This is a genomic window from Nonomuraea harbinensis, from assembly GCF_019396385.1.
Classification (GTDB): Bacteria; Actinomycetota; Actinomycetes; order Streptosporangiales; family Streptosporangiaceae; genus Nonomuraea; species Nonomuraea ferruginea.
Map to the genome: position 1 here is coordinate 47,200 of NZ_JAHKRN010000023.1, position 12,002 is coordinate 59,201.

Below are 12,002 nucleotides of genomic sequence, written 5' to 3' on the forward strand. Positions count from 1 at the left end.
GGTCAGTACGGGTGATGGTCCGTCCGCCACGGGTCCCGCAGCGGCGTCGAAGTCCTGTCGGCCCCGGGCTTCGTGTAGAGATCCAGGAAGACCATTCCCCCGCTGCCGGGTTCGAGGGCCAGGGACGTGGATCGCCACACCCCGTCGCACTCCTTGGTCGACGTTTCCTCGATCTTCCAGCTGTTGATCGACGTGTGCAGCCCGAAACGGGCGCAGTAGCCGTCACCGGGGCCGGAGTCGCGGAGCCGGCCGCTGACCGTGACCCAGACCCGCCGGTCGGCGCGGTCCCTGCGCCAGGTCACGCGGATGTTCTGGAGATCGAAAGGGGCGTCCGCTCTCAGGCGAAGGCCGCCGACTCCAGCATCGCGACGAGCGCTTCGGCCGCGGCCCCGGCGTCATAGGCGGGGTCCTGCAGGCGCTCGCCGACGATCGCGTCGATCGCCCCGCCGGTGATGATCGCGAGCGTGCGCAGGTCGGGCCCGGGGCCGAGACCGCGGGCTTCGCGGGCATGACCCAGGAGGGTGGCGAGCGGCTTCCAGCGGGCCGAGGAGTCGGGGCGGTGGTCGTGGATCATCGCCTCGATGATCATCCGGGCGTGGTCCGGCCGCTCGGCCAGGTGCCCGACCATCCGCCGCACGTACGCGGCCGGCGCCCCGTCGGCCGGCGCGGCATCGACCGCCGCCCCGATGTCGGCCACGAGCGCGTCGAGCACGTGCGCGTGGGCCGCCGCCACGACCGCGTCCTTGGAGGCGAAGTGGTAGAGCACCGCGCCCTTGGTGATCCCCGCCGCCTCCGCGATCCGGGCCAGCGAGGCGGCGGCATGACCGTGCTCGGCCACCACGCCGATGGTGACCTCCACGAGCTGGTCGCGCCGCGCCTGCTCGATGAAGCTGAGCGGCCGGTCCTCGGTTCGCCTTCCTGCCATGGCCACCACCGTACCCGCCCCTCGCGTATGCTCTGACCGTGTGGTCAAAAAATTGACCCTTGTTCAGCAGGGAGGGAAGGATGACCGAGCAGACCGTCGGAACGGCACCGCCGAAGCGCCGTCGCCGGAGATTGAAGATCGCGGGTGTCGTGGTCGCCGTGGCGGCCGTCGCCCTGGCCTTCGCCTTTCGCCAGCCGTCACCGGTGGGACACTGGAACAGCGCCGAGGGCCACGCCCGCTTCACGGCCGCCTACGACAGGGCGATGGCCGACATGCCGCGGGCCGCCGAGACGATCGACGTGCGCACCGGCTTCGGGTTCGTGCGGGTCCACCGCTACCAGGGCGCCTCCGGCCGGGCCGGGCCGCTGGTGCTGCTGCCCGGCAGGGCGTCCGCGTCGCCGGTGTGGGCCGACAACCTGCCGCACCTGCTCAAGATCGGTGACGTCTACGCCATCGACCTGCTGGGCGAGCCGGGCAAGAGCGTGCAGGAGGCGCCGATCACCTCCGACGCCGACCAGGCGGCCTGGCTCGACCAGGTGCTCGCGCAGCTTCCGGAGGAGTCCTTCCACCTGGTCGGGCTGTCCATCGGCGGCTGGACGGCCGTCAACCTCGCCGTCCACCGGCCGCGGCACGTCGCCACGCTGACCCTGCTCGACCCCGTGTACACCTTCTCGGGCATCCCGGCCGGCACCGCGATCCGCGCCATCCCCGCGTCCGTGCCGTGGCTGCCGAAGTCCTGGCGCGACTCGTTCAACTCCTACACCGCCGGCGGCGCTCCCGTGGAGGACGTGCCGGTGGCGGACATGATCGAGTCCGGGATGGAGAACTACACGCTCCGCCTGCCGCAGCCCTCGCTCATCGCCGAAGGGGCGCTGGGCGGCCTGACGATGCCGGTGCTGGCGATCCTGGCCGGCGAGTCCGTGATGCACGACCCCGGCGTCTCCCGCGAGGTCGCCGGGCGCGTGCTGCGGAACGGCACGGTGAAGGTCTACCCGGACGCCTCGCACGCGATCAACGGCGAGCACCCCGAGGAGGTCGCCGCGGACATCGCCGCGTTCCTCGACGCCCACTGAACCAGATGTATGCAAAACCTTGCTATTACTCCTCGCTACTCCCCATAATCGGGGAATTCGGCGTGAGGATGTATGCATGTCCGTCATCGATGATCTTCGGTCCCTGATACTCGGCGGCCGTTACGTGCCCGGCGACCGGCTGGGCGAGGTCGAGCTCGCCCAGCTGCTCCAGGTGAGCCGCACCCCCGTCCGTGAGGCGCTGCGCCAGCTGCAGTCGGAGGGCCTGGTCGAGGTCACGGCCAACAAGGGCGCCAGGGTCATCGAGTATCCGGCGGCGGACCTGGAGACCATCTTCGAGCTGCGGGCCAGGATCGAGGGCCTGGCCGCGCGGCAGGCCGCCGCGACCGCCACCGACGAGGACGTCGAGCGGCTGCACGAGGTCGCCGTGTCGCTCGGCGAGCACGCCGGCAGGCGGGAGCTCGACGCGGTCTACCGGCTCAACGCCGAGTTCCACCAGGAGCTGGTGCGCCTGGGCGGCAGCACCGTGCTCGCCCAGTCGATCAGCGCCCTGGTCCACTCGCCCGTCCTGCTGCGCACGTACAGCGCCTTCGACGAGGAGGCGATGCGGCGCAGCGTCAACCACCACATCGAGATCGCGGCGGCCGTACGGGCCGGGGACCCCGAATGGGCGGAGGCCGTCATGCGGGCCCATCTGTTCTCGGCCCGCGCGTCCCTGCTCGGCCCGAGGAAGCCCAGGAAGCCGAGGAAGCAGGCATGACACATCTCCCGTTGGACGACGTCCGGGTCATCGAGCTCGGCCAGCTGCTGGCCGGGCCGTTCTGCGGGCAGCTGCTCGGCGACTTCGGCGCGGAAGTGATCAAGGTCGAGGACCCGGGCCGCGGCGACCCGATGCGGCAGTGGGGCAGGGAGAAGCCGCACGGCAAGTCGCTGTGGTGGCCGGTCGTGGCGCGCAACAAGAAGTCGGTCACCTGCGACCTGCGCACCCCGCGGGGCCAGGACCTGGTCAGGAAGCTGGTCGCCGAGGCGGACGTGCTGCTGGAGAACTTCCGCCCCGGCACGCTGGAGCGCTGGGGCATGTCGCCGGAGGAGCTGCACGCGGTCAACCCCCGGCTGGTGATCACGCGGGTGACCGGGTTCGGGCAGACCGGCCCGTACGCGCCGCGCGCCGGCTACGGGTCGATCGGCGAGGCCATGGGCGGCATCCGCTACGTCACCGGCGACCCCAGCCTGCCGCCGTCGCGGGCCGGGATCTCGATCGGCGACTCCCTGGCCGCCACCCACGCGTGCGTCGGCACGCTGGTGGCGCTGCACGAGCGCGGGCGCAGCGGCCGCGGCCAGGTGGTCGACTCGGCGATCTACGAGGCGGTGCTGGCGATGATGGAGTCGCTGCTGCCGGAGTGGCAGCAGGCCGGCTACCAGCGCGAGCGCACCGGCCCCGTGCTGCCGAACGTCTCGCCCAGCAACGTCTACCCCACCCGGGACGGCGACGCGATCCTCATCGCCGCCAACCAGGACAGCGTCTTCACCCGGCTGGCCCAGGTCATGGGCGCCAAGGAGCTGGCGGACGACGAGCGGTACGCCACCCACGGCGCGCGGGGCGAGCACATGGCCGAGCTGGACGAGCTCATCTCCGCCTGGACCGTCACGTATCCGGCCGACGAGCTGCTCCGCCTGCTGCACGACGGCGGCGTGCCGGCCGGGCGGATCTACACGGCCCAGGACATGTTCGCCGACCCGCACTTCGAGGCCCGCGAGGCCATCGTGCGGGTGCCGCATCCGGACTTCGGCGAGGTGGCCATGCAGAACGTGGTGCCGAAGCTGTCGGGCACCCCCGGCCGGGTGCGCAGCGCGGGCCCCGCGCTCGGCCAGCACAACGACGAGGTCTACGGAGGACTGCTCGGTCTCTCCCCCCAGGAGATCGCCGGCCTTTCCACGGCCGGAATCATCTAGAAGCGAGGAACCCCCCATGCGCTACCGGCTCGGGGTGGACGTCGGAGGGACGTTCACCGACATCCTTCTCATCGATCAGGAGTCAGGCCAGACCTACCGCGCCAAGACTCCGTCCACTCCCCATGACCAGTCGATCGGTGTCCTGGCCGGCATCCGGAAGGCGTGCGCGGTGGCGGACGTCTCCCCGGACGAGATCGGGGAGATCCTGCACGGCACCACCGTCGCCACCAACGCCATCCTGGAGGGCAAGGGCGCCAGGGTGGGCCTGGTCACCACGGCGGGCTTCCGCCAGGTGCTGCAGATCGCCCGCTCGTTCGTGCCCGGCGGCCTGGCCGGCTGGATCATCTGGCCCAAGCCGGAGCCGCTGGCCGCGCTGGAGGACACCGTCGAGGCCGTCGAACGGGTCGCCGCCGACGGCTCGGTGGTGACGCCGCTGGACGAGGACGACCTGCGGGCCAAGCTGCGCTCCCTGCGCGGCGTGGAGGCGCTGGCCGTCTCGCTGATCAACTCCTTCGCCTTCGACGGCCACGAGCGCCGCATCGCCGAGCTGGCGGCCGAGGAGCTGCCGGGCGTGCCCGTCTCGATCTCCTCCGAGGTGCTACCCGAACTGCGGGAGTACGAGCGGACCGTCACCACGGTCGCCAACGCCTACGTCCAGCCGAGGGTGGCCAGGTACCTCGACAACCTGGGCCTGGACCTGTACGCGCTGCGCAGCGACGGCGGCCTGGCCTCCCAGGCGAGCGCCAAGGCGGCGCCGGTCAACATGCTGCTGTCCGGCCCGGCGGGCGGGGTCGCGGGCGCGACCTGGGTCGCCGAGCAGGCCGGATTCACCGACTTCCTCACCTTCGACATGGGCGGCACCTCCACCGACGTGGCGCTCGTCCAGGACGCCCGGCCGCGGGTCGGCCGCGAGACCAAGGTCGGCGACCTCACCGTCCGCTCGGCCTCGGTCGACGTGCGGACGGTCGGCGCGGGCGGCGGCTCGGTCGCGCACGTCCCCGAGCTGACCCGGGCGCTGCGCGTCGGCCCGCAGTCGGCGGGCGCGGAGCCAGGACCGGCCGCCTACGGCAAGGGCGGCACCGATCCCACCGTCACCGACGCCAACGTGGTGCTCGGCTACCTGCCGTCGCGGCTGGCCGGCGGCGAGATCGTGCTGGACCGGGAACGGTCCCGTGCGGCCGTGGCCCAGGTCGCGGACGCGATGGGGCTGTCGGTCGAGGCCGCCGCGCAGGGCATCGTCGACATCGTCAACGAGAACATGTTCGGCGCGCTCCGTCTCGTCTCCGTCCAGCAGGGCTTCGACCCGCGCGACTTCGCGCTGGTCGCCTTCGGCGGGGCCGGGCCGCTGCACGCCAACGCGCTGGGCCGGCTGACCGGCTCGTGGCCGGTGATCATCCCGCCGTCGCCCGGCGTGCTCTGCGCGTACGGGGACGCCACCACGTGCCTGCGCGACGAGGCGTCCAGGACCAGCATCAAGCGCTTCTCCCAGCTCACTGACGACGAGCTGCGGCAGATGCTGACCGAGCTGGCCGAGCGGGCCGCCGCCACGCTGGAGGCCGAGGGGGTGGGCCGCGCCGACCAGACCGTCACGTACCAGGTCGACGTGCGCTACCACGGCCAGGGCTTCGAGATCCCCATCGACCTCGGCCTGGACACCGGGCTGGAGGCGCTGGGCAAGGCGTTCGACGCCGAGCACGAGCGGCTGTTCTCGTTCCTGCTGAGCAACGAGCACGAGGTCGTCAGCGCCCGCGCCTCGGTGAGCGGGCCGCGCCCCGACGTCCGGCCGGTCCGCCTCGACCAGGGCGGCCCCGCCGCCGAGCCGGTCGACAAGCACGAGGTCTGGATCGACGGCGGCTGGGCCGAGGCCTCGATCTACGACCGCGGCACCCTGCTCGCGGGCGACCGGATCGAAGGTCCCGCGATCGTCACCGAGATGGACTCCACCACGCTCGTCCTGCCCGGCCACGTGGCCGACGTGCACGAGAGCGGCAGCCTGCTCATCCGGCCACTGGAGGCATGATGGCCCAGATCATCCAGACCGCGACGGGACCCCTGGCCGAGACCGAGGTCGACCCCGTCACGCTCGACATCATCGAGAACGCGCTGCGCAACGCCCGCTACGAGATGGACGAGGTGCTCTTCCGCACCGCCCTGTCGCCAGGCATCCGCGAGCAGCACGACGAGTTCCCGCTCATCGCCGACGCCGAGGGGCGGATGGTCGCCGGGCAGTTCGGCCTGTCGATCCCGGCCCTGCTCGACCGGTTCGACGGGACGGTGGAGGAGGGCGACGTGCTGCTCACCTCCGACCCGTACTCCTGCGACGGCGCAATCAGCCACGCCAACGACTGGCTGGTGGTCATGCCGGTGTACGTGGACGGGCGGGTGGTCGGCTGGGCCTCGATGTTCGGCCACATGTCGGACGTCGGCGGCAAGACCGCCTGCTCGATGCCCACCGACGCGCGCACCATCTTCGAGGAGGGCGTGGTCATCCCGCCCTTCAAGCTCTACTCCAAGGGCGTGCTGAACGAGGACGCGCTGCGCATCATCCTCAACCAGGTGCGCAGGCCCGACTGGAACCGGGCCGACCTCAACGGCATCGTGGCCGCCTGCCGCACCGCCGGGCGCCGGATCCAGGAGCTGTGCGCCCGTTTCGGCGCGGACACCTACACCTCGGCCCTGCGGGCCCTGCTCCAGCGCAACCATGACGCGATGCGCGTCCTGCTCACCACGCTGTTCGAGGACGGCGAGACGCTCACCTTCAAGGACTACATCTGCGACGACGGCGTCGGCAACGGCCCGTACGAGCTGTCGCTGTCGCTGACGCGGACCGGCGACAAGGTGCTGCTCGACTTCACCGGCAGCTCCGAGCAGGCCGAGGGGCCGATCAACTACTACCTGAACGAGAACCTGGCCCGGATGTTCTTCGGGATCTACCTCATCACGGTGGCCGACCCGCAGATCCTCTGGAACGACGGCTTCTACCCGCTGGTCGACGTGCGGATCCCGGAGAAGAGCTTCTGGAAGCCGGAGTATCCGGCCGCGCTCAACGCCCGCAACCACGGCATCGGCCGCATCTTCGACCTGTTCGGCGGGCTGCTCGGGCAGAAGACGCCCGACCTGCTGAACGCGGCCGGCTTCTCCTCCTCACCCCACTTCATGTACGCGGGCGAGGGGTTCCAGCTGTACTCCATCGGCTTCGGCGGCATCCCCGGCAGGCCGATCGGCGACGGCCCCGACGGGCACTCGCTGTGGCCGTCGTTCACCAACATCCCGTGCGAGTTCCTGGAGTCGTACTACCCGCTGCGCATCGAACGCTGGGAGACCGTCGCCGACACCGGGGGAGCGGGCCTGCACCGGGGCGGCAACGGCGTGGACGTGGCGTACCGGTTCCTGAAGCCGGGCACGATCGCCATCCACGACGACCGCTGGCTGACCTACCCGTGGGGGGTCAACGGCGGCGAGCCGGGCGCGCGCGGCCGCAAGTGGATCGAGCGGGCGGACGGCGGCAAGGAGATCCTGCCGAGCAAGGTGCACGACGTGCCGGTCCGGCCGGGCGACGTGCTGCACTTCGTCACCTGGGGCGGCGGCGGCTGGGGCGACCCGCTGGCCCGCGACCCCGCCCTGGTCGGGCTGGAGGTGCGGCGCGGCCTGCTGACGGCCGGCGGCGCCCGCCGGTACGGGGTGGTCTGCGCGGCCGACGGCACGGTGGACGAGGCGGCCACCCGCGACCTGCGGGCGGAGCTGGAGGGCACCAGGCCGGAGCTCAAGGTGTTCGACATGGGCCCGCCGATGGCGGAGATCCTGGCCAGGTGCGAGGAGGAGACCGGCCTGCCCGCCCCCCGGCCCCCGGCCAGGGCGTGAACCCGTTCGACGGGACGCTCCCGTTCGGGGAGCGTCCCGCGCTCATCCTCATCGACCTGATGCGGGCCTACTTCGAGCCCGGGGCGGATCTCTACATGGGGTCGCGCGACTGCCTCGACAGCGCCGCCCGGGTGCTGTCGGCGGCCCGCGCGGCCGGCGTGCCGGTGGTCCACACCCGGGTCGCGTTCGGCGCGGGCGGTCTCGACGGCGGGCTGTTCTACCGGAAGGTGCCGCCGCTGCGGCACCTGGCCGGCCCGCTGGGCGAGCTGATGCCGGAGGTGGAGCCCGCCGACGGCGAGGTGGTGATCGTCAAGCAGTACGCGAGCGCGTTCTTCGGCACCACCCTCGCCTCCACGCTGACCGCGCTGCGGGTGGACACGCTGCTCATCGCCGGGGTGTCCACCAGCGGGTGCGTACGGGCCAGCGCCGTGGACGCGGTGCAGCACGGCTTCGTCCCGGTCGTGGTCCGCCAGGCGGTCGGCGACCGCGACCCGGGGCCGCACGAGGCGAACCTGTTCGACATCGGCGCCAAGTACGGCGAGATCTGGGACGAGGAGGCGGTGCTCCGGCGCCTTGGAGCCTAGAAGCCGGGTGCCGGTCGGCACCCGGCTTCGCATGCCGCCTCGTGTTAAAGATTATTGACATCATGTCTGCGCTGCTTTACCTTTGACCATGTAAAAGTTTCTTTACATGGGAGCAGGGCATGTCCTCCGAAGAGAAACGCTCGTGGATCTACCTCGTGGTGGGCGTCGGCGTCTACGCGGTCTACTTCGTCGTCGTCCTGTCGCAGGTGCCGGGAGCGGACGTCGCGCGGATCGCCTACGTGCGGCCGATGCTCATCGCGATCGGCGCCGGGATCGGCCTGGGCATCGTCGCCAACATCGCGGCGGCCGTCGCCTCGCCGAAGGAGGCCGGCCGGACCGACGAGCGCGACCGGCAGATCAACCGGCTGGGCGATTACGTCGGCTTCTACGTCATGAGTATCGCGGCGCTCGTGCCCATGGCCCTGGCCATGGCGGAGGCCGCCCACTTCTGGATCGCCAACGCGCTGTACCTGGCGTTCGTCCTGGCCACCGTCGTCTCCTCGGCCGTGAAGATCGTCCTGTACCGCCGGGGCTTCTGACCATGGTCAAGCCCACGAAGGTCACGAACTCGATCCGAGCCCTGCGGTTCGCGCACGGCGAGATGACGCAGGCACAGCTGGCCGACCGCATCGGGGTCACCAGGCAGACCGTCATCGCCATCGAGCAGGGCCGCTACTCGCCGTCGCTGGAGGTGGCGTTCCAGATCGCCCGGGTGTTCGGGGTGCCGCTCGACGACGTCTTCCAGTACCCGGACTCCCAGGAGTAACCACACCCCATGACCACCCCGGCCAGGATCGAGACGACCATGACGAAGAAGACGATGACCGCGATCGCCCGCGACGCCTACTGCGCACCGGCGCAGCTCCAGCTGCGTGACATGGACGTCCCGGCCGTCGGCGCCGACGACGTGCTGGTCCGCGTCGAGGCCGCCGGCGTCGACCAGGGCGTGTGGCACGTCGTCACCGGCCTGCCCTACGTGGTGCGCGCCGCCGGTTTCGGGCTGCGCCGGCCCAGGAACCCCGTCCCCGGCATGGACGTGGCCGGCCGCGTCGCGGCCGTCGGCGCCGACGTCACCCGGTTCCGTCCCGGCGACGAGGTCTACGGCACCTGCGACGGCGCCTACGCCGAGTACGCCCGCGCCCACCAGGACAAGCTCGCCCCCAAACCGGCCTCCCTCAGCTTCGCCCAGGCCGCCACCGTGCCCATCTCCGCCTGCGCCGCCCTCCACGGGCTGCGCGACGCCGGCCGGCTCGCCGCCGGGCAGCGGGTCCTCATCACCGGCGCGGGCGGCGGCGTGGGCAGCTACGCCGTACAGATCGCCAAGGCCGACGGCGCCCACGTCACCGGCGTGTGCCGCACCGCGAAGACCGACCTGGTCCGTTCCCTCGGCGCCGACCACGTCATCGACCACACCCGCGAGGACTTCACCACTGGCGCCGACCGGTACGACCTCATCCTCGACACGGCCGGCAACCGCCGCCTGGGCCGGCTGCGCCGCGTCCTCGCCCCCCGGGGCGCGCTCGTCATCGTGGGCGGGCCCGGAGGCGGGCGCGTGCTCCAGGGCGCCGACCGCCAGATCCGGGCGATGCTGCTGTCGCTCTTCGTCGGCCAGCGCCTGACCGGCCTCATGTCCACCGAGTCCGCCGCCGACCTGGAAACCCTGACCGGCCTCATCGACTCCGGCGCCCTCACCCCGGCCCTCGACCGCACCTACCCCCTCGCCCGGACGCCCGACGCCTTGGCCTACCTCACCACCGGCCAGGTCGCCGGCAAGATCGCCATCACCATCTGAGCCGCCCCTAGAGGTCGGCGTCGTGGACGAGGATCGCGGCCTGCACCCGGTTGGCCAGGCCCAGCTTGGCCAGCACCCGGCTGACATGCGCCTTCACCGTCGCCTCGGTCAGCCGGAGCTGCCGGCCGATCTCGGCGTTCGACAGGCCGCGCGCGACAGCCCTGATCACGTCCTCCTCCCGGGCGGTCAGCGCGGCCAGCCGCTCACGCGCGGACACGGCCCGCGAGGGAGCCTTGCCGGCGAACGAGCTGATCAACCGCTTGGTGACGGCGGGAGAGAGGATGGCCTGGCCCGCCGCGACCGTGCGGACCGCGGCGGCCAGGTCCCGCGGCGGGGTGTCCTTGAGCAGGAAGCCGACGGCGCCCAGCCGGAGCGCCTCGTGCACGTACTCGTCGAGGTCGAACGTGGTGAGCATGATCAGCTTCGGCGGGCCGGGCAGGGCCAGGATGCCGGCGGCGGCGGTCAGGCCGTCGGTGCCCGGCATGCGCACGTCCATCAGCACGACCTGCGGCCTGAGCCGGGCGGCGGCGGTCACCGCGGCCGCGCCGTCGCCCGCCTCGCCGACCACCGCGATCTCGCCGGACGCCTCCAGGATCATCCGCAACCCCGACCTGACCAGCGCCTCGTCGTCGACCACCAGTACGCGGATCATGCGGTGGGAATCCCGGCCAGCACCCGGAACCCGCCCTCGTCCTGCGGCCCGGCCTCCAGCCTGCCGCCGAGGAGCTCCACGCGTTCGCGCAGCCCGACCAGACCCCAGCCGGAGCCGGGCAGACCGCCGTCCGCCGCCGTGGCGGGCCGGTTGCGGACGAGGACCTCCAGCTCGGCGCTCCGGAACCGCAGGTGCACGTCGGTCTCGGCGTCGCCCGCGTGCTTGTGCACATTCGTCAGAGCCTCCTGGACGACCCGGTACGCGGTGCGCTCCGCGGTGGGCGGGAGCGGGCGGGCCTCGCCCTCGTCGTGGCGGTTGACCACGATGCCCAGGGCCCGGGACTGGTCGAGCAGCCGGTCCAGGTCGGCCAGCGTGGGCTGCGGGCCGTTCATCGGGTCCGGCGAGCGCAGCACGCCGAGCACCTCCCTGAGGTTCGTCAGGGCCTCCCTGCCGACCTGGCCGATCAGCGCGGCGGCCTCCGCCGTACGGGCGTCGGAGGCGTTGACCTCCAGCGCCCCGGCGTGCAGGACCATCAGTGACACCCGGTGGGCGACCACGTCGTGCATCTCCCGCGCGATGCGCGACCGCTCCTGCTCCCGCGCCTGCCCGGCGCGGAGCACCTGCTCGCGCAGCAGCTGCGCGGCCTGCTCGCGCGCGGCGTCGAGCACCTGCCGCCTGGCGCCCACCCACAGCCCCGCGACGAGCGGAAGCCCGAGCATCGCGCCGCCCATGAGCAGCGCGTTGAGCGGGGTGCCGGCGACCAGGGCGCGATAACCCTCGCTCCAGTACGAGACGAGCCCGGCGAGCGCGTGCACCGCCACCGCGCCGGCGACGTAGAGCCACAGATCGCGGCGGCGCAACCGGGTGCCGGCGTAGTACGAGGCCACGACGGCGGCCGGCCACATCACCAGCCAGAGGTGGGCCACGGCCGCCACCGCGACGAGCGGCCACAGCGCCCGCCCGGCGAAGGCCGCGGCCACACCGCAGCACGCCGCCACGGCCACGAGCACCGGCGCGGGCAGCGCCGAACGCACCCCCATGGACCCGGTGACCGCGGCCATGGACAGCAGGAACACCGTCAGCCCCAGAGCCCAGGGGGTGACCCGTCCGGCGATCCTCGATGCCCGGTCAAGCATGGCCAGAGACTACAAGGCGCAACGATTCAGACATCCCCTACGAAAGTCGCAGACACCGCGCAGCTTTC

General features: G+C 72.2%; 13 protein-coding genes. 9 read left to right on the forward strand and 4 right to left on the reverse strand.

The features are described 5' to 3' along the window. Positions 1 to 2: 2 nt before the first annotated feature. Positions 3 to 302 (reverse strand): hypothetical protein, encoded by a 300-nt coding sequence (locus KME79_RS23530; protein ID WP_219546335.1) that lies wholly within the window; start codon positions 300 to 302, stop codon positions 3 to 5. 35 nt (positions 303 to 337) lie between these two features. Then, the gene (locus KME79_RS23535) at positions 338 to 925 is read right to left on the reverse strand and encodes a TetR/AcrR family transcriptional regulator (RefSeq protein WP_219546336.1); all 588 of its coding nucleotides are present in this window, start codon (positions 923 to 925) and stop codon (positions 338 to 340) included. A gap of 80 nt (positions 926 to 1,005) precedes the next feature. Here KME79_RS23535 and KME79_RS23540 point away from each other — a divergent pair, with 80 nt between their 5' ends. The 9 genes from KME79_RS23540 (at position 1,006) to KME79_RS23580 (ending at position 10,146) form a co-directional block, all read left to right on the forward strand. Further along, a complete protein-coding gene (locus KME79_RS23540; RefSeq protein ID WP_219546337.1) occupies positions 1,006 to 1,998 on the forward strand; it encodes an alpha/beta fold hydrolase in 993 nt (330 codons plus the stop codon). A 76-nt stretch (positions 1,999 to 2,074) separates the two neighbouring features. Next, positions 2,075 to 2,716, forward strand: coding sequence for a GntR family transcriptional regulator (locus KME79_RS23545; RefSeq protein WP_219546338.1), 642 nt, complete (start codon positions 2,075 to 2,077; stop codon positions 2,714 to 2,716). Next, the gene (locus KME79_RS23550) at positions 2,713 to 3,909 is read left to right on the forward strand and encodes a CaiB/BaiF CoA transferase family protein (protein WP_219546339.1); all 1,197 of its coding nucleotides are present in this window, start codon (positions 2,713 to 2,715) and stop codon (positions 3,907 to 3,909) included. Before KME79_RS23545 ends, KME79_RS23550 begins: the two co-directional genes overlap by 4 nt. Before the next feature lie 16 nt (positions 3,910 to 3,925). Continuing rightward, positions 3,926 to 5,929, forward strand: coding sequence for a hydantoinase/oxoprolinase family protein (locus KME79_RS23555; RefSeq protein ID WP_219546340.1), 2,004 nt, complete (start codon positions 3,926 to 3,928; stop codon positions 5,927 to 5,929). Beyond that, a complete protein-coding gene (locus tag KME79_RS23560; RefSeq protein WP_246640292.1) occupies positions 5,926 to 7,770 on the forward strand; it encodes a hydantoinase B/oxoprolinase family protein in 1,845 nt (614 codons plus the stop codon). The genes KME79_RS23555 and KME79_RS23560 overlap by 4 nt, the downstream gene beginning before the upstream one ends. Then, positions 7,767 to 8,354, forward strand: coding sequence for an isochorismatase family protein (locus KME79_RS23565; RefSeq protein WP_308249024.1), 588 nt, complete (start codon positions 7,767 to 7,769; stop codon positions 8,352 to 8,354). The genes KME79_RS23560 and KME79_RS23565 overlap by 4 nt, the downstream gene beginning before the upstream one ends. 119 nt (positions 8,355 to 8,473) lie before the next feature. Next, positions 8,474 to 8,893, forward strand: coding sequence for a hypothetical protein (locus KME79_RS23570; RefSeq protein WP_219546341.1), 420 nt, complete (start codon positions 8,474 to 8,476; stop codon positions 8,891 to 8,893). A 2-nt stretch (positions 8,894 to 8,895) separates the two neighbouring features. After that, entirely contained in the window at positions 8,896 to 9,120 is a 225-nt protein-coding gene (locus KME79_RS23575) for a helix-turn-helix transcriptional regulator (protein WP_219546342.1), read from the forward strand. 9 nt (positions 9,121 to 9,129) lie between these two features. Then, positions 9,130 to 10,146, forward strand: a complete 1,017-nt coding sequence (locus tag KME79_RS23580) for an NAD(P)-dependent alcohol dehydrogenase (protein WP_246640293.1) — start codon at positions 9,130 to 9,132, stop codon at positions 10,144 to 10,146. A 7-nt stretch (positions 10,147 to 10,153) separates the two neighbouring features. Here the strand turns inward: KME79_RS23580 and KME79_RS23585 are convergent, their stop codons facing one another. Further along, entirely contained in the window at positions 10,154 to 10,798 is a 645-nt protein-coding gene (locus KME79_RS23585; protein ID WP_219546343.1) for a response regulator, read from the reverse strand. Then, on the reverse strand, positions 10,795 to 11,934 hold the full coding sequence (locus KME79_RS23590; protein ID WP_219546344.1) for a sensor histidine kinase: 1,140 nt from the start codon (positions 11,932 to 11,934) through the stop codon (positions 10,795 to 10,797). The genes KME79_RS23585 and KME79_RS23590 overlap by 4 nt, the downstream gene beginning before the upstream one ends. Positions 11,935 to 12,002: the final 68 nt, after the last annotated feature.

What these genes read in the sequence shown, in the direction of transcription:
- KME79_RS23535 (WP_219546336.1), bottom strand. Translation starts at nt 925, where the DNA reads ATGGCAGGAAGGCGAACCGAGGACCGGCCGCTCAGCTTCATCGAGCAG.
- KME79_RS23540 (WP_219546337.1), top strand. Translation starts at nt 1,006, where the DNA reads ATGACCGAGCAGACCGTCGGAACGGCACCGCCGAAGCGCCGTCGCCGG.
- KME79_RS23545 (WP_219546338.1), top strand. Translation starts at nt 2,075, where the DNA reads ATGTCCGTCATCGATGATCTTCGGTCCCTGATACTCGGCGGCCGTTAC.
- KME79_RS23550 (WP_219546339.1), top strand. Translation starts at nt 2,713, where the DNA reads ATGACACATCTCCCGTTGGACGACGTCCGGGTCATCGAGCTCGGCCAG.
- KME79_RS23555 (WP_219546340.1), top strand. Translation starts at nt 3,926, where the DNA reads ATGCGCTACCGGCTCGGGGTGGACGTCGGAGGGACGTTCACCGACATC.
- KME79_RS23560 (WP_246640292.1), top strand. Translation starts at nt 5,926, where the DNA reads ATGATGGCCCAGATCATCCAGACCGCGACGGGACCCCTGGCCGAGACC.
- KME79_RS23570 (WP_219546341.1), top strand. Translation starts at nt 8,474, where the DNA reads ATGTCCTCCGAAGAGAAACGCTCGTGGATCTACCTCGTGGTGGGCGTC.
- KME79_RS23575 (WP_219546342.1), top strand. Translation starts at nt 8,896, where the DNA reads ATGGTCAAGCCCACGAAGGTCACGAACTCGATCCGAGCCCTGCGGTTC.
- KME79_RS23580 (WP_246640293.1), top strand. Translation starts at nt 9,130, where the DNA reads ATGACCACCCCGGCCAGGATCGAGACGACCATGACGAAGAAGACGATG.
- KME79_RS23585 (WP_219546343.1), bottom strand. Translation starts at nt 10,798, where the DNA reads ATGATCCGCGTACTGGTGGTCGACGACGAGGCGCTGGTCAGGTCGGGG.
- KME79_RS23590 (WP_219546344.1), bottom strand. Translation starts at nt 11,934, where the DNA reads ATGCTTGACCGGGCATCGAGGATCGCCGGACGGGTCACCCCCTGGGCT.